Annotated in this window: 16 protein-coding genes; 8 read left to right on the plus strand and 8 right to left on the minus strand. The window is 67.6% G+C overall.

Annotation, left to right across the window (positions count from 1 at the left end; all coding sequences use genetic code 11):
- Window positions 1–11 precede the first annotated feature (11 nt).
- From kdpB to RSO01_RS22055, 4 genes are read left to right on the plus strand one after another with little or no spacing between them, the layout of a single operon-like run.
- Entirely contained in the window at window positions 12–2,075 is a 2,064-nt protein-coding gene (kdpB, locus tag RSO01_RS22040; protein ID WP_147151650.1) for a potassium-transporting ATPase subunit KdpB, read from the plus strand.
- Between the two features lie 14 nt (window positions 2,076–2,089).
- Window positions 2,090–2,692, plus strand: a complete 603-nt coding sequence (locus RSO01_RS22045; protein WP_147151616.1) for a K(+)-transporting ATPase subunit C — start codon at window positions 2,090–2,092, stop codon at window positions 2,690–2,692.
- Between the two features lie 18 nt (window positions 2,693–2,710).
- Complete coding sequence (locus tag RSO01_RS22050; protein ID WP_147151617.1) at window positions 2,711–5,371, plus strand: DUF4118 domain-containing protein; 2,661 nt, start codon at window positions 2,711–2,713, stop codon at window positions 5,369–5,371.
- Entirely contained in the window at window positions 5,368–6,051 is a 684-nt protein-coding gene (locus RSO01_RS22055) for a response regulator (RefSeq protein ID WP_147151618.1), read from the plus strand. The genes RSO01_RS22050 and RSO01_RS22055 overlap by 4 nt, the downstream gene beginning before the upstream one ends.
- A 394-nt stretch (window positions 6,052–6,445) precedes the next feature.
- On the opposite strand, the gene dapA is transcribed toward RSO01_RS22055, so the two are convergent.
- From dapA to RSO01_RS22065, 3 genes are read right to left on the minus strand one after another with little or no spacing between them, the layout of a single operon-like run.
- On the minus strand, window positions 6,446–7,393 hold the full coding sequence (gene dapA / locus RSO01_RS22060) for a 4-hydroxy-tetrahydrodipicolinate synthase (RefSeq protein ID WP_147151619.1): 948 nt from the start codon (window positions 7,391–7,393) through the stop codon (window positions 6,446–6,448).
- Window positions 7,394–7,404: 11 nt separating this feature from the next.
- Entirely contained in the window at window positions 7,405–7,566 is a 162-nt protein-coding gene (locus RSO01_RS47445) for a hypothetical protein (RefSeq protein WP_170303261.1), read from the minus strand.
- Window positions 7,567–8,031, minus strand: coding sequence for a hypothetical protein (locus tag RSO01_RS22065; RefSeq protein WP_147151620.1), 465 nt, complete (start codon window positions 8,029–8,031; stop codon window positions 7,567–7,569). It abuts the gene before it with no gap.
- A gap of 253 nt (window positions 8,032–8,284) precedes the next feature.
- Between RSO01_RS22065 and RSO01_RS22070 the strand changes: the two genes are divergently transcribed.
- The 3 genes from RSO01_RS22070 to RSO01_RS22080 all read left to right on the plus strand — a co-directional run bounded on the left by RSO01_RS22070 (window position 8,285) and on the right by RSO01_RS22080 (window position 10,486).
- Window positions 8,285–8,677 carry a carboxymuconolactone decarboxylase family protein gene (locus RSO01_RS22070; protein WP_147151621.1) on the plus strand — a complete coding sequence of 131 codons (393 nt, stop codon included), beginning with the start codon at window positions 8,285–8,287 and terminating at the stop codon, window positions 8,675–8,677.
- A gap of 61 nt (window positions 8,678–8,738) precedes the next feature.
- Window positions 8,739–9,653 (plus strand): phosphoribosylaminoimidazolesuccinocarboxamide synthase, encoded by a 915-nt coding sequence (locus RSO01_RS22075; RefSeq protein WP_147151622.1) that lies wholly within the window; start codon window positions 8,739–8,741, stop codon window positions 9,651–9,653.
- Window positions 9,650–10,486 (plus strand): class I SAM-dependent methyltransferase, encoded by an 837-nt coding sequence (locus RSO01_RS22080; RefSeq protein ID WP_170303262.1) that lies wholly within the window; start codon window positions 9,650–9,652, stop codon window positions 10,484–10,486. The genes RSO01_RS22075 and RSO01_RS22080 overlap by 4 nt, the downstream gene beginning before the upstream one ends.
- Here RSO01_RS22080 and RSO01_RS22085 read toward each other — a convergent pair whose 3' ends face one another.
- Genes RSO01_RS22085 through RSO01_RS22100 form a run of 4 tightly spaced genes read right to left on the minus strand, consistent with a single transcriptional unit; the run spans window position 10,487 to window position 12,372 of the window.
- On the minus strand, window positions 10,487–10,768 hold the full coding sequence (locus tag RSO01_RS22085) for a hypothetical protein (protein ID WP_147151624.1): 282 nt from the start codon (window positions 10,766–10,768) through the stop codon (window positions 10,487–10,489).
- A gap of 42 nt (window positions 10,769–10,810) precedes the next feature.
- Window positions 10,811–11,716 (minus strand): TerC family protein, encoded by a 906-nt coding sequence (locus RSO01_RS22090; protein WP_147151625.1) that lies wholly within the window; start codon window positions 11,714–11,716, stop codon window positions 10,811–10,813.
- Window positions 11,717–11,761: 45 nt separating this feature from the next.
- Window positions 11,762–12,109, minus strand: coding sequence for a hypothetical protein (locus RSO01_RS22095; protein WP_147151626.1), 348 nt, complete (start codon window positions 12,107–12,109; stop codon window positions 11,762–11,764).
- Window positions 12,110–12,168: 59 nt separating this feature from the next.
- Window positions 12,169–12,372: a DUF2933 domain-containing protein gene (locus RSO01_RS22100; protein ID WP_147151627.1), complete on the minus strand. Its 204-nt coding sequence runs from the start codon at window positions 12,370–12,372 to the stop codon at window positions 12,169–12,171.
- A gap of 128 nt (window positions 12,373–12,500) precedes the next feature.
- Between RSO01_RS22100 and RSO01_RS22105 the strand changes: the two genes are divergently transcribed.
- On the plus strand, window positions 12,501–12,818 hold the full coding sequence (locus tag RSO01_RS22105) for a DUF5676 family membrane protein (RefSeq protein ID WP_218037424.1): 318 nt from the start codon (window positions 12,501–12,503) through the stop codon (window positions 12,816–12,818).
- Here RSO01_RS22105 and RSO01_RS22110 read toward each other — a convergent pair.
- Window positions 12,815–15,142 (minus strand): heavy metal translocating P-type ATPase, encoded by a 2,328-nt coding sequence (locus tag RSO01_RS22110; RefSeq protein ID WP_147151628.1) that lies wholly within the window; start codon window positions 15,140–15,142, stop codon window positions 12,815–12,817. The genes RSO01_RS22105 and RSO01_RS22110 overlap by 4 nt on opposite strands.
- Between the last annotated feature and the right edge of the window lie 10 nt (window positions 15,143–15,152).

The following is a 15,152-nucleotide window of genomic DNA, read 5'->3' on the forward strand; positions in this document are numbered from 1 at the left end:
TCATGACCGATATGGCTCTCTCCGGTCGCCGCACGTCGGCATCCACGCTGACCGATCCGAAGATCCTCGGGCCGGCGCTGGTCGATGCCTTCAGGAAGCTCGACCCGCGGGTGATGGTGAAGAACCCCGTGATGTTCACCGTCGAGGTGGTCGCGACCCTGACCACGGTCCTGTTCATCCGCGACCTGCTGGCCGGCGGCGGCGGGCTGGGCTTCTCCTTCCAGATCAACCTCTGGCTCTGGTTCACCGTGCTGTTCGCCAACTTCGCCGAGGCCGTCGCAGAGGGCCGCGGCAAGGCGCAGGCGGCGACCTTGCGCAAGGCCAAGACCGAGACGGTGGCCAAGCGGCTCGGCGACGCTCAGTCGAGGGCATTCGAGACTCTGCCGGCGACCGGGCTCAAGAAGGGCGACGTCGTGCTGGTCGAGGCGGGGGATCTCATCCCGTCCGACGGCGAGGTGATCGAGGGCGTGGCCTCGGTCAACGAGGCGGCCATCACCGGCGAATCCGCGCCGGTCATCCGCGAGGCGGGCGGCGACCGCTCGGCCGTCACCGGCGGCACGCAGGTGATCTCCGACTGGATCAAGGTGCGCATCACGGCGCAGCCCGGCTCGACCTTCCTCGATCGCATGATCGCCCTGGTCGAGGGCGCGGAGCGCCAGAAGACGCCGAACGAGATCGCGCTCAACATCCTGCTCGCTGGCATGACGATCATCTTCGTCTTCTCGGTGGCCTCGATCCCGAGCTTCGTCACCTATGCCGGCGGCACCATGGGCGTGCTGGTGCTGGTGGCGCTGTTCGTCACCCTCATTCCCACCACCATCGGCGCGCTCCTGTCGGCGATCGGCATCGCCGGCATGGACCGCCTGGTGCGCTTCAACGTTCTCGCCATGTCGGGCCGCGCCGTCGAGGCGGCGGGCGACGTCGACACGCTGCTGCTCGACAAGACCGGCACCATCACGCTGGGCAACCGCCAGGCGGCGGAGTTCCTGCCGGTGAGCGGCGTCAACGAGCGCGACCTGGCCGATGCCGCACAGCTCGCCTCGCTGTCGGACGAGACGCCCGAGGGCCGCTCGATCGTGGTGTTGGCCAAGGAGAAGTACAACATCCGCGGCCGCGAGATGGCGCCATTGCACGCCAAGTTCATCCCGTTCTCGGCCTACACCCGCATCAGCGGCATCGACGTCGACGGCACTTCGATCCGCAAGGGCGCGGTCGACGCCATCATCGCCGACGTCAAGGCCGGCGCGATCGCCCCCAGCGTCGCCCGCGAGATCGAGACGCTGGCCGACAAGATCGCCAAGTCAGGCGGCACGCCGCTGGCGGTCGCCAAGGACGGCAAGCTTCTCGGCGTCATCTATCTCAAGGACATCGTCAAGGGCGGCATCAAGGAGCGCTTTGCGACCTTGCGGCGGATGGGCATCCGCACCGTCATGATCACCGGCGACAACCCGGTGACGGCGGCGGCCATCGCCGCCGAATCCGGTGTCGACGATTTCCTGGCCCAGGCCACGCCCGAGGCCAAGCTGAAGCTGATCCGCGAGGAGCAGGCCGAGGGCAAGCTGGTGGCGATGTGCGGCGACGGCACCAACGATGCGCCGGCGCTGGCCCAGGCCGATGTCGGCGTCGCCATGAACACCGGCACCATGGCCGCGCGCGAGGCCGGCAACATGGTCGACCTCGACAGCGATCCGGCCAAGCTCATCGAGATCGTCGAGATCGGCAAGCAGCTCTTGATGACCCGAGGCGCGCTCACGACCTTCTCGATCGCCAACGACGTGGCGAAGTACTTCGCCATCATCCCGGCGATGTTTTTGGCCTTCTATCCGCAGCTCGAGGCGCTGAACGTGATGCAGCTGAAGACGCCGCAGTCGGCCATCCTGTCGGCCATCATCTTCAATGCGCTGATCATCGTCGCTCTCATTCCGTTGGCGCTGCGCGGTGTGCAGTACCGGCCGATCGGCGCCTCTGCGGTGCTGGTGCGCAATCTCCTGGTCTACGGCGTCGGCGGCATCGTCGTGCCCTTCGTCGGCATCAAGCTCATCGACATGCTGATCACCGCCATTGGTCTTGCCTAAAAGGACTTTTAGCCATGCTGAAGGAAATCCGCCCCGCCATCGTCATGATCGTGCTGCTCACGATCGTGACCGGCCTCATCTATCCGCTGGCCATGACCGGCATCGCCCAGGTGCTGTTCCCGCGCCAGGCCAACGGCAGCCTGATCGTCAAGGACGGCAAGGTGCTGGGGTCCGAACTGATCGGCCAGAACTTCGTCGATGCCCGCTATTTCCATGGCCGGCCGTCGGCGACCAGCGACACCGATCCCAATGACGCGACCAAGACCGTGCCAGCGCCCTACAATGCCGCCAACTCTTCGGGCAGCAACGCCGGCCCGACTTCCAAGGCGCTGATCGAGCGCATCCAGGGCGACGTCGAAAAGCTCAAGGCCGAGAACCCCAATGCCCCGGTGCCGGTCGACCTGGTGACAACCTCGGCTTCGGGGCTCGATCCTCACATCACGCCGGCGGCCGCCTACTTCCAGGTGCCGCGCGTAGCCAAGGCGCGTGGCCTGCCGGAAGCCCAGGTGCGCGAGCTGGTGACCCAGAATATCGAGGGCCGCTTCCTCGGCGTGCTGGGCGAGCCGCGCGTCAACGTCCTGCAGCTCAACATGGCCCTCGACGCTCGGAAGTCGTAGTGACATCTTGGAGCTTCGATGGTTGAAGCTCCCGACCACACGCGCCCTTCACCCGATGCGCTGCTGAAGGCGGCCGAGAGGGAAGGGCGCGGCAAGCTGAAGATCTTCCTCGGCGCCGCGCCCGGTGTGGGCAAGACCTACGAGATGCTGTCCGCCGCGCGACGGCGCAAGGCCGAGGGCGTCGACGTCGTCGCCGGTCTCGTCGAGACGCACGGCCGCGCCGAGACCGAGGCGCAGATGGTCGGGCTGGAGATCGTGCCGCGCCGCAAGGTCGAGTACCGGGGCCGCACGCTCGACGAGATGGACATCGACGCCGTCCTGAAGCGGCGCCCGCAGCTCGTGCTAGTCGACGAGCTCGCCCATACCAATGCCGAGGGCAGCCGCCATCCCAAGCGCTACATGGATGTCGAGGAACTGCTCACCGCCGGCATCGACGTCTATTCGACCTTGAACGTGCAGCACATCGAGAGCCTGAACGACGTGGTGGCGCGCATCACCCGCATCCGCGTGCGCGAGACCGTGCCCGATCGTCTTCTCAATGCCGCCGACGAGATCGAACTGGTCGACCTGACGCCCGCCGACCTGATCGGTCGCCTGAACGAGGGCAAGGTCTATGTCCGCGAGCAGGCGCAACGTGCGCTGCGCCACTACTTCTCGCCGGGCAACCTGACGGCGCTGCGCGAGCTGGCGTTGCGCCGCACCGCCGAACGCGTCGACGAGCAGATGCTGAGCTACATGCGCGAGCACGCCATCGCCGGCCCGTGGGCCGCGGGCGAGCGCGTGATCGTCTGCCTCGATCCCAGTCCCGCCGCCGCCAACGCCGTGCGTGCCGCCAAGCGCACCGCGGACGGGCTCGATGCCGAGCTGATCGCCCTCTATGTCGAGACCGACCGGCACGCGACCCTGTCCGAGGTCGAGCGCGGGCATCTCGCTGAAGCGATGCGGCTCGCCGAGCGGCTGGGTGCGGAGATCGTGACCCTGCCCGGACGCTCGGTGGTCGAGGAGATCCTGGCCTTCGCCCGCTCGCGCAACGCCACGCGAGTGGTCCTGGGCAAGTCCCAGCGCTCGCGCTGGTTCGAATTGCGCCACGGCTCGGTCGTCGACGATCTGGTGCGCAGCAGCTCGGGCCTCGCGGTCGAAGTCGTGTCGGCGGAGCAAGGGAAGAGCTCGAGCGCGTCGCCCGACTGGCTGCGCAACGTGCCGTTGTCGCCGGGACCTTACCTTGAGGGCACCCTCACCACGGCGGTAGCGACGGCGGTCGGCGTCGCGATCGACCGGCTGATCGTCCTTCCCAACATCTCGCTGGTCTTCGTCGTGCCGGTCTTGGTCGCGGCAGCGCGGCATGGCCTGGTGCCGTCGCTCTGGGTCTCGGCATTGAGCGTGCTCGCCTACAACTTCTTCTTCCTGCCGCCGCTCTACGAATTCACGATCCGCGACCCGGCCAATATCGTGGCGCTGTTCTTCTTCATGGTCGTGGCCGTCGTGGCGAGCGCGCTCGCCGCCCGCACGCGCTCGCAGACCGAATCGGCCCGTCGCGAGGCGCGCACCACCGCCGAACTCTACGCCTTCAGCCGCAAGATCGCAGGCGTCATGGATCTCTACGACCTGCTGTGGACCATCGTCACACACCTGGCCCGGCTTCTGAACGCGGAGATCGTGGTCCTCATGCCCGACGAAGGCCGGCTCGAGAGCCGCGCCGCCTTTCCGCCCGACAGCGAGTTCACCGACGCCGACCTGGCGGCGGCGCGCTGGTCGTGGGACGCCGATCATCCGACGGGCAGGGGCACCGACACCTTGCCCGGCGGCCGCTGGCTTTTCGTGCCCATCCGCACCGTCCGCGGACTGGTTGGCGTGATCGGCGTGCTGGCGCTCAAGGAGGGGCGCGAGCTCAGTGCCGCCGACCGCCGACTGCTCGACGCCGTGGGCAACCAGGCCGCCATCGCCATCGAGCGCATGACCTTGGCGACCGACATCGACCAGGCGCGGCTGGGCGAGGAACGCGAACGCTTGCGCTCGTCCATGCTCACCTCGGTGAGCCATGACCTGCGTACGCCGCTCGCCTCGATCATCGGCGCGCTGTCCAGCCTCAAGAGCTATCGCGACCGCTACGACCAGCCGACCCGCGACGAGCTTCTCGGGACTGCGCTGAGCGAAGCCGAGCGGCTCGATCGTTTCGTCGGCAACCTTCTGGACATGACGCGGCTCGATGCCGGCGCCATCGTGCCCAAAAAGGAGTCGGTCGATGCCGGCGACCTCATTTCCACGGTTCTGCGCCGGGCGGCGCCCCTGCTGCAGGATCGGCAGGTCACGACCTCGATCGAGCCGGGCTTGCCGCCCTTGTCGCTCGATTTCGTGCTGGCCGAGCAGGTCCTGTTCAACCTTCTGGACAATGCCGCCAAGTATTCGCCGGAGGGTGGGCGCATCGAGATCGACGCGAGGCGCGCCGGCGGGCGCGTCGAGATCGTCGTGCGCGACGAGGGGCCGGGCATCGCCGCCGAGGCGCTGGACCGGATCTTCGACAAGTTCTATCGCGCCGATGATGGCGACCGGCGGCGCGCTGGCACGGGTCTCGGCCTCGCCATCGCCAAGGGGTTCGTCGAGGTCCAGGGTGGTACACTGGCCGGCCGCAATCGCGGCGATCGCAGCGGGGCGGAATTCGTGGTGAGCTGGCCGGTATGACGACCAACGAGGTTACGATCCTGATCGTCGAGGACGATCCGCCGATCCGCCGACTGCTGCGCACGACGCTGGGTGCGCACGACTATCGCACACACGAGGCGGCGACGGGCGCAGAGGCGCTGTCGCTGCTGCGCCATCATCGGCCCGACCTGGTGCTACTCGATCTCGGCCTGCCCGACATCGACGGCCTGGTGCTGATCGGCCGCGTCCGCGAAATCTCGCCGGTGCCGATCGTCGTGCTGTCGAGCCGCGGCGAGGAGGCGGCCAAGGTGGCTGCCCTCGACGCCGGCGCCGACGACTACGTCACCAAGCCGTTCGGCGCCGACGAGCTGATGGCCCGCCTGCGCGCGGCGCTGCGGCACCGGCTGCAGGAGCAGGGGGCTGAGCGCGCCTTCACCAGCGGTGATCTCTCGATCGACCTGGTGCGCCGACTGGTGAAGCGCGGCGCCGAGGACATCAAGCTCTCGCCCAAGGAGTACGACATCCTGGAACAGCTCGCGATCCATGCCGGCAAGGTGCTGACGCACAAGCACCTGCTGCGCGAGGTGTGGCGCGACGAATCGGTCGATCCGCAGTATCTGCGCGTCTATGTCCGGCAGTTGCGCCAGAAGGTCGAAGCCGACCCCTCGACGCCGCGGCATGTGCTGACCGAGCCCGGGGTCGGCTATCGCCTGGTCTGACCAGATTGCCAGCACTGCTGGCACCGATGCTCAACCTCGAAAAGTTTTTGCGCCCTTTAGCCCCTTATGGCGCGCAAAAACTAGAACCGTAGTTGATTTTCTAAAGCACTTAAGTTATATAGACCTCGCGCTCGCCTCCCGGCGGCTCTGCTCTATGCATGGTTCATTCTGCGGGTCTGCCGAAATTCGGCGAAATTCACGCTGACCAGCGGTCGACGCGCTGCTGGCTTTCCGTCATCGATCTCACCCAATGCGACAGCCCTATTGGTAGTGGGTTGGCTTCCGAGGCACCGCTATGAACTCTGGCGGAAACGTCGGAAACCCCCGGAAACCTCCACCGACAATGACGTCATTGCATGCACTGCCGACTGGCCCAAGTCACCGCGCCACCAGGCTAGGCGGCGTGCGCCGTGGCGCGGCGGGCGGCCGCGAGGCGCGCCGCCTCCTTCTCCTCCAGCACGCTGACGGTCTCGAGCACGCGGCGCAGCTTGCGGTCGAAGGTGGGGCTGAGCGGCGTCAACGGCAGTCGCAGGCCGTCGCCCATCAGGCCGAGCACGCTCAGCGCCCGCTTCAGCGGAATGGGATTGGCCTCGAGGAACAGCGCCTCATGCAAGGGCGCCAGGATCTGGTCGAACCAGCGGACCTCGGCCTCCAGCTTCTCGTCGCAAGCCGCATGCAGCGCCGCCAACAAGGCGGGGGCCACGTTGGCCGTCACCGAGATGCAGCCGTCGCCGCCAGCCAGGCGGAAGGCCGACTGGCTGGCATCGTCGCCCGACAGCAGCAGGAAATCCGGCCCCAAACGGCGGCGCAGACGCGCGACCCGCGGAATGTCGCCGGTGGCGTCCTTCAGGCCGACGATGCGCGGCAACTCGGCCAGGCGACGCACCGTGACGTCGTCGAGGGCGCAGCCGGTGCGCGCCGGCACGTCGTAGAGCATGATCGGCAGGCCGGTCGCGTCGTGGATGGTGCGGAAGTGCATCATCATGCCGGCCTGGCTGGGTTTCAGATAGCAGGGCGTGACGCAGAGCAACGCCGAGGCGCCGGCGCGTTCGGCCGAGCGCGCGAGCTCGACTGCCGCGGCAGTGTTGTTGCTGCCGGCGCCGGCGATCACCGGCACGCGTCCGGCGGCAGCCGCGACGGTGATCGCCACGACCTGGTGATGCTCCTCGGCCGTCAGCAACGGCGCCTCGCCGGTGGTGCCGCACGGCACCAGCGCGGCGATGCCGCGATCGATCAACCGCTTGCAGAAGGCGTCCAGGGCCACGAGGTCGACGCGGCCCATGCGGTAGGGCGTGGGGAGCGCGGCGCTTGCGCCGCGGCAACGAAGGGTGAGCGGGTTCATGATGGGTCTCCTCAAGGTGAGATCTTGTCCAGAAGGTTCACGACGACCTCGCGGTCGCCATGGCGGTATTCGAAGACGAAGTAGCGCGTGCCCAGCACGGCCACCGAGACGACGGCGAGGCAGAGGATGGCGAGCGTGCCCCGGGCGGCAGCTCTCACACGCCGGGCGCGCATCTAGGCCGCCGTCGCGAGTTTCGGCGCGGGCGCCAGCACCAGCCGGCGCGCCGCATGATCGAACGAGACGATGTCGAGGCCGGCTGCCAGCGCGCGATGGCGCACCGCGGCGAGCGCGCTGCGCCAGGCGCAGGCTGCCCCCTCCAGCACCACGCGGCCGCGCTTGCCGGTGCGCCAGCGCGCCGCCCGCAAGGCCTCGTCGAGCTCGCGCTCGTCCTGCAGGTCGACGATCCAGGCGAGATCGACCGGCTCGCAGTCGGGGGCGGGGCTGCCGGGACGCAGGCTGCGCACGCCCTCGCATCCGCGCCGCAGCAACGCCACGACGAAGGGCAGGGTATGGTGTCCAATGACGGCGACGTGAGCGTTTGGCGGCAAGTGTGCGATCGCCATCACGCGATCGGCGTCGTCGGACACCAGGCTAGACGGAGGTTCGCCTTCCGCTTGGCGGTCAGTGGTCTGGTACATGATGACTCCTTTTCACTCCTCGATCGGGTTCGTTGCGGCGCGCGTCTTCGCCAGGTGGATCGATGTGGCCCGGCAGGCCTGCACAGCAGGCGAAAACCGTGGCCAGGAAGAAGGTGCGCAAAGCAGCAAGGCTCCGCTGAACACCTGGGAGATAGGTCCGCGAGCCGTAGGGTTTCGAGAGGGAGCAAGGGCCAGGCACATAGCCGCGGCATAAGAAAAACGGCTAGGCTCCGCCCTTCACCAGGAGGGAACGATGGCCGAGAGTGAGAACTACAAGAAGGGTACCGAAATCCGCCGCAAGCTGATGGGCGAGAAGTACGCCGACGCGATGAACAAGTCGGTCTATGCCGATCCGATGATGCAGAAGTTCGGCGACTACGCCCGCGAGGCGGTGTTCGGTATGCTGTGGTCCAGGCCCGGCCTCGACCTCAAAACCAGAGCGCTGATCTGCGTGATCTCCGACACCGCCCAGGCGCGCTGGCCGGAACTCGCCATCCATCTGCGCATGGCGCGCAACCAGGGCTGGACGGAGGACGAATTGTCCGAGGCGCTGCTGCATCTCGGCGGCTATATCGGATTGCCGTCGGTGCGCGAGGCGCTGCTGACGGCGAAGGAAGTGTTCGAAGAGATGCGGCACGAAAAATAGGCCGCGACCTTTTTCCTCCCCCGTATGACGGGGGAGGAATCTGAGAGTTGAGGACGAGCCAATGGTGTTGATGACGACGAGCGATCTGCCCCTCAAGCGGATCGCCCGTGGCAAGGTGCGTGATGTCTACGAGGTCGACGGTGACCGGCTGCTGCTGGTCGCCACCGACCGTGTCAGCGCCTACGACGTGGTGATGGCCGAGCCGATTCCGATGAAGGGCGCGGTGCTGACCCAGACCAGCGCCTGGTGGTTCCGCCAGCTCGAGGGCGTCGTGCAGCATCACATGATCGCGGCCGACGCCGACGCCATCATCGCCCAGGTGCCGGCGCTCAGGCCGCACCGTGCCGAGATCGCCGGCCGCGCCATGCTCTGTCGGCGCGGCACGGTGTTCCCCATCGAATGCGTGATCCGCGGCTATCTCTCGGGCTCGGCGTGGCGGGAATATGCCAAGGCCGGCACGCTCGCCGGCGAGACGCTGCCCGGCGGCCTCAAGGAAAGCGGCCGGCTCGATCCGCCGATCTTCAGCCCCGCCACCAAGGCCGAGAGCGGCCACGACGAGAACATCACCGTCAGCCAGATGGCCAAGGTGCTGGGCCAGGACGTCACCGCCGAGCTCGAACGGCTGACCCGCGTCGTCTACACCAAGGGCCGCGACGTCGCCCTGAAGCAGGGCATCATCATCGCTGACACCAAGTTCGAGTTCGGCCGCACCAAAGCCGGCGAGATCCTGCTGATCGACGAGGTCATGACGCCCGACAGCTCGCGCTTCTGGCCGCTCGACGGCTATGCGCCCGGCAAGCCGCAGCCCAGCTTCGACAAGCAGCCCCTGCGCGACTGGCTCGACGTCGAGCGCCATGCCGGCCGCTGGAACGGCGACGCGCCGGCGCCCAAGCTGCCGACCGAAGTCGTCGACGCCACCAGCAAGCGTTATCTCGAGGCCTATCGCCGCCTGACCGGCGCCGAGCTCGCGGTGTGAGCGACGAGGCCCAACGCTGGCGCGAGCTGAACCGCGCCAACTGGGACGAGCGGACCAGGATCCATCTCGGGCCGGGCAGCGACTATGACCTCGCGTCATTGCGCTCGGGCGGCGGCAAGCTTCATCCGATCGAGGACGCCGAGCTCGGCGACGTGCGCGGCCTTCGCGTGCTGCACCTGCAATGCCACTTTGGCGTCGACACGCTGAAGCTCGCGCAGCGTGGCGCCTCGGTCGTCGGGCTCGATTTCTCGCCGGCCGCGATCGAGGCCGCCCGTGGCCTGGCGACGGAACTCGGCCTTGCCGCGTCGGCGCGCTTCGTATTGGCCGATCTCTACGATGCGCCGACGGCGATCCCCGAGCCCGCATCGTTCGACCGCGTGTTCGTGACGTGGGGCGCCACCACCTGGCTGCCCGATATCCGGCGCTGGGCCGCGATCGTCGCGTCGTTCCTCAAGCCCGGCGGCCGGCTCTACTACGCGGATGCTCATCCTGCGGCCTATGTCTTCGACGACGAGGCGCGGCTGCCTGACGGAAGGCCTGGCTACTTCGCGCCCTATCTCGGCCGCCAGCCGATCGTGCTGGTCGATCCCAGGGACTATGCCGACCCCTCGGCGCGGCTGGCGAATGCCACCCATGTCGAATGGTTGCACCCGGTTTCCGACATCCTCGGCAGCCTCATAGAGGCCGGTCTCTCGCTCGACTGGCTGCACGAGCACGCCCAGGTGCCGTGGCGCATGTTCCAGATGCTGGTGAAGAAGGACGACGGCGACTGGCATTGGCCGGACAAGCCGTGGCTGCCGCTGGCGCTTTCGCTTCAGGCGACGCGGCGCTGATCAGCTCCGCTTGGGCAGAGTGAAGCGCGCGTCGCGCAGCTTCTTCTCCAGCACGGGGATGCCCGCCGCCGTGTTACCGCGCTCGCAGTCGGATATCGCGTTCGCCGCCGCGACGTCAGGAAAGGTCCGGCCTTCGCCGGTATTGCCGAGGTAGCGGCGGTAGAGCGCCGAAAGCTCGGCGCAGTAGGCCATGTCATCTTTGGACGAGGTCGGAGCTTGGGCCTGCGCCTCTGCCGTCAGCGACAGGCAGAGGCCGATTGCGATGGAAAGCTTGGCGCGCATGCCGCGTCGTACTGGGCGGCGGTGCGCGCGGCAAGCGTTCGATCAGCCGCCGGCGGCGTGCTGGCGGCGCAGCTCCAGCCGCTCGCGCACCCAGAGATAGCCCGCGACCAGCGGCAGCCAGCCCAGCCAGCGCCCGGCCTCGAGGATGTACTCGCCGGTCTGGGTCGCCAGCAGGTAATCGACCTGCAGCTTCCAGACGCTCGCCGCCACCTCGAAGGCCAGCATCCACACCAGCACGCCCGGCAGGATGACGGTCAGCGGCTTCATCTGGTCGGACAGGCGCGCGGCGTACCAGGGGGCAAGCGAGATCGAGAAGATCAGGACGGCCGCGACCAGCTTGGTGGCGGGATGACCCTCGAACCACGGGCCGAGCAGCGGCTCGCGCACGACCATGGAGTAGCCGGTCCAGGCCAGCACCGCGCCGCCCAGCAGCACGACCGACGGGAAGCGGTCGACCAGCTTGATCACGAGCTGGCTGCCCCAGACGATGATGGGCACGCTGATGGCAAGGCCCAGCACGATCAGCAGGATGCTGCCGTGCGCGGCGCCGCCGATCGCCAGCACGTTGTCGACGCCCATCACGGCGTCGGCGATCACGATGGTGCGGATGGCGCCGACGAAGCTGGTCGCCGGCCCCTTCACCAAGTGGTTCTCCGCGCTGTTCTCCTCCGGCGTGAGGAGCTTGCGGGCGATCCACACCAGGGCGATGCCGCCGGCCAGCATGAAGCCCGGCACATCGAGGATGTAGACGACCAGGATCGCCATCAAGGCGCGGATGGCGATGGCGCCGAAGGTGCCCCAGAAGATGACGCTACGCTGGGTGTCCTTGGGCAGGTTGCGCGCGACCAGGCCGATGATCAGGGCGTTGTCGCCTGCCAGGACCAGGTCGATGAGGACAATAGCCAACAGGGCCGAAAAGAATGCGGCCGAAAACAATTCGAGTTCCACGACGAGTCTCCAACGAAAAAGGACGTTAAAACGGTTGTCTTTTCGTCAGAGACCTATGGGCACCTTGTCGATGGAGCGCCGGCCCGCCGGGCGCAGGATCCTGATGAAGCCGGCAGCGAAGACACGCAGCACGAACACGCCGAATGCCCCGGCCGCGCCGGCCAGCAGAAGCTGAATCAGATGCCAGTGGCGCATCGTCAGCACGGTGAATTCGCCGCCGAAATCAAAGATGGCGAACTCGAGACCCGCCTCGCCGAACAGCGCCGGATCGACGGCGTCACCGAACGAGGCGAGGATCATGCAGATCACCACCGAGGCGACGAACAGCTCGCCGGCGCCGGAGGTCGTCCGGACGGCGTTGTTCGCGCGCTGGGAATGGCGGATCAGCAGCATGACTCGCGCATTTAGGAGACGCAGTCGACGACGATCAAGGGAAAACGGTCGGCCTAATTTCAGCCATCATGGCGGTGCTCGCCGTGGCCCCCGTGCCCGAAGATATGCATCAGCGGGCAGGCGAGCAGCACGAGGTAGGGAAGGGCACCGAGGACGTGCCCGGTGTGGGTGATCAGCAGATAGGCGCCGGCTGCTGCCGCGACGACCGACAGTGTCCAACCCAACGGCGTGCGGATCAGCCAAGTACGCCAAGTGTGGCCCATGATGTGCTCCTTTCGACGTCCTCCAAGAGCAGTCTGGCTCGAAAGCGGCGTTCGCCAATTGAGCTGGATCAAGGCGGTACGCCGTCGGCAGATCAAGCTGCGATCGCGTCGACGAGAGGAGAACCGCCATGGTTGTTGCCAACGTCCACACGCAGTCGCAGGCGAACGGACAGACGCCGACGATCCGGACCATCCCGGTCGCTGTCCTCGGCATGAGCCTCAGCCTGTTCCTCGCGACATCGTTCGTGCTGTGTGTCCTGGGCTACCTGCTGCTGCCCGGCCTACCCGTGAAGCACGAGGCGCTCGCCATCTTCCTGCCGGGCTTCGAGCTTCTGAGCTGGCAGGGCTTCGCGATCGGCCTGGCCGAGAGCTACGCCTGGGGCTGGTACATCGCCCTACTCCTGGGCACGCTCTACAACTTCTTTGCCCGGCGGCAGATGCCCTAGAGGTGTAGCCGTCGCAGGCGCAGCGAATTGCCGACGACGCTGACCGAGCTCAGCGCCATGGCTGCCGCCGCGATGATCGGCGACAGCAGGATGCCGAAGGTCGGATAGAGCACGCCGGCCGCGATCGGCACGCCAGCGGCGTTGTAGATGAAGGCGAAGAACAGGTTCTGGCGGATGTTGCGCATGGTCGCCTGGGAGAGGCGGCGTGCCTTCACGATGCCGGTGAGATCGCCCTTGAGCAGGGTGACGCCGGCGCTTTCGATCGCGACGTCCGTGCCGGTCCCCATGGCGATGCCGACCTCGGCGGCGGCCAGCGCCGGCGCGTCATTCACGCCGTCGCCTGCCATGGCCACCACGCGGCCTTCGCGGGCTAGCTTCTCGACCACGGCGCTCTTCTGGTCGGGTAGCACCTCGGCCTCGACCTCGGTGATGCCGAGTCGCCGGGCGACGGCCTGAGCGGTGGTGCGGTTGTCGCCGGTCAGCATGACGACGCGCACCTTCTCGCGCGCCAGGGCCTCGAGCGCCGCTGGCGTCGTTTCCTTCACCGGATCGGCGATGGCGAAGATCGCGGCTTCCTTGCCGTCGGCCGCAAGGAAGATCGCCGTGGCACCTTCCTGGCGCAGGTGCTCGGCCTCGCTTTCCAACGCGGTCGTGGCGATTCCGAGTTCGCCCAGGAAACGCGCATTGCCGAGCACCAGACGACGACCGTCGACGGTGCCTACAACGCCTTTGCCGGTAGGCGAGTCGAAATCGGCGACGTCGGACAGCGTGAGCTTGCGTTCGGCCGCCGCGGCAACGATTGCCAGCGCCAATGGATGCTCGCTCGCCTTCTCCACGCTGGCGGCAAGCTGCAGGACATCGGCCTCGGCGAATCCGGCTGCCGGAACGATCGCTACCACCTTGGGCTTGCCCTCGGTCAGCGTGCCGGTCTTGTCGACCACCAGGGTGTCGACCCGCTCCATGCGCTCCAGCGCCTCGGCGTTCTTGATCAGTACGCCGGCCTGCGCACCGCGCCCGACGCCGACCATGATCGACATCGGCGTCGCAAGACCGAGTGCACAGGGGCAGGCGATGATCAGCACGGTCACCGCCGCCACCAGGCCGAAGGCGAGCCGCGGTTCGGGGCCCCAGATGGCCCAGGCCGCGAAGGCTGCGAGCGCGATGGCGATGACCACGGGCACGAAGTAGCCCGAGACCATGTCCGCCAGGCGCTGGATCGGCGCGCGCGAGCGCTGCGCCTCGGCCACCATCTGCACGATGCGCGCCAGCATGGTGTCGCGACCGACCTTGTCGGCCCGCATCACAAAGCTGCCGGTCGTGTTCAGCGTGCCGGCGATCACCTTGGCGCCGACTTCCTTCGTGACCGGCATGGACTCGCCCGTCACCATCGACTCGTCGAGCGAAGAGCGGCCTTCCAGCACCTCGCCGTCGACCGGCACCTTCTCGCCCGGCCGCACGCGCAGCCGGTCGCCGACGCCGATGGCGTCGAGCGAGACCTCCTCGTCGGACCCGTCGTCCTTGAGCCGCCGCGCGGTCTTGGGTGCCAGATCGAGCAGGGCGCGGATCGCGCCCGACGTCTGGTCGCGGGCGCGCAGCTCCAGCATCTGCCCGAGCAGCACCAGGACAGTGATCACCGCGGCGGCCTCGAAATAGACCGCGACTGTTCCCTCTGCGCCGCGGAAGGTCGGCGGGAAGAGGTCGGGCACGGCGACGGCAACGACGCTGTACAGCCAGGCGACGCCGGTGCCCATGGCGATCAGCGTGAACATGTTGAGATTGCCCGTCCTGAGCGACTGCCAGCCGCGCACGAAGAACGGCCAGCCGGCCCACAGCACGACGGGCGTGGCGAGCGCGAACTGCAGCCAGTTCGAAAGCTTCTGGCCGAGCACCATGTGCAGGTTGGTGAGGTGTCCGCCCATCTCCAGCGCCACCACAGGCGCGGCCAGCACCAGGCCGATCCAGAAGCGGCGCGTCATGTCGATCAGTTCGTGATTCGGCCCACTGTCGGCGGAGGCGACCTCCGGTTCCAGCGCCATGCCGCAGATCGGGCAACTGCCTGGTCCGACCTGGCGGATCTGCGGATGCATGGGGCAGGTGTAGATCGTACCGGCCGGCATCTCCTTAGCGACGGTTTCGGCCGGCCGGGGCAACAGATAGCGTTCGGGCTCCGCTGTGAACTTGCCCAGGCAGCGCTGGCTGCAGAAGTAATAGGTGTGGCCCGCGTGGTCCGCCTTGTTCTTGGCGGTCGCGATCGTGACCTTCATGCCGCACACCGGGTCGGTGGCGGTCTCCGGATGATGATGATGGTGGCAGGCGTGGTCCATGGCTTGCCAT

Source organism: Reyranella soli (assembly GCF_007992495.1).
Classification (GTDB): domain Bacteria; phylum Pseudomonadota; class Alphaproteobacteria; order Reyranellales; family Reyranellaceae; genus Reyranella; species Reyranella soli.

Coding starts and splice junctions, on each gene's coding strand:
- kdpB (WP_147151650.1), top strand. CDS start 12: ATGGCTCTCTCCGGTCGCCGCACGTCGGCATCCACGCTGACCGATCCG.
- RSO01_RS22045 (WP_147151616.1), top strand. CDS start 2,090: ATGCTGAAGGAAATCCGCCCCGCCATCGTCATGATCGTGCTGCTCACG.
- RSO01_RS22050 (WP_147151617.1), top strand. CDS start 2,711: ATGGTTGAAGCTCCCGACCACACGCGCCCTTCACCCGATGCGCTGCTG.
- RSO01_RS22055 (WP_147151618.1), top strand. CDS start 5,368: ATGACGACCAACGAGGTTACGATCCTGATCGTCGAGGACGATCCGCCG.
- dapA (WP_147151619.1), bottom strand. CDS start 7,393: ATGAACCCGCTCACCCTTCGTTGCCGCGGCGCAAGCGCCGCGCTCCCC.
- RSO01_RS47445 (WP_170303261.1), bottom strand. CDS start 7,566: ATGCGCGCCCGGCGTGTGAGAGCTGCCGCCCGGGGCACGCTCGCCATC.
- RSO01_RS22065 (WP_147151620.1), bottom strand. CDS start 8,031: ATGTACCAGACCACTGACCGCCAAGCGGAAGGCGAACCTCCGTCTAGC.
- RSO01_RS22070 (WP_147151621.1), top strand. CDS start 8,285: ATGGCCGAGAGTGAGAACTACAAGAAGGGTACCGAAATCCGCCGCAAG.
- RSO01_RS22075 (WP_147151622.1), top strand. CDS start 8,739: ATGGTGTTGATGACGACGAGCGATCTGCCCCTCAAGCGGATCGCCCGT.
- RSO01_RS22085 (WP_147151624.1), bottom strand. CDS start 10,768: ATGCGCGCCAAGCTTTCCATCGCAATCGGCCTCTGCCTGTCGCTGACG.
- RSO01_RS22095 (WP_147151626.1), bottom strand. CDS start 12,109: ATGCTGCTGATCCGCCATTCCCAGCGCGCGAACAACGCCGTCCGGACG.
- RSO01_RS22100 (WP_147151627.1), bottom strand. CDS start 12,372: ATGGGCCACACTTGGCGTACTTGGCTGATCCGCACGCCGTTGGGTTGG.
- RSO01_RS22105 (WP_218037424.1), top strand. CDS start 12,501: ATGGTTGTTGCCAACGTCCACACGCAGTCGCAGGCGAACGGACAGACG.
- RSO01_RS22110 (WP_147151628.1), bottom strand. CDS start 15,142: ATGGACCACGCCTGCCACCATCATCATCATCCGGAGACCGCCACCGAC.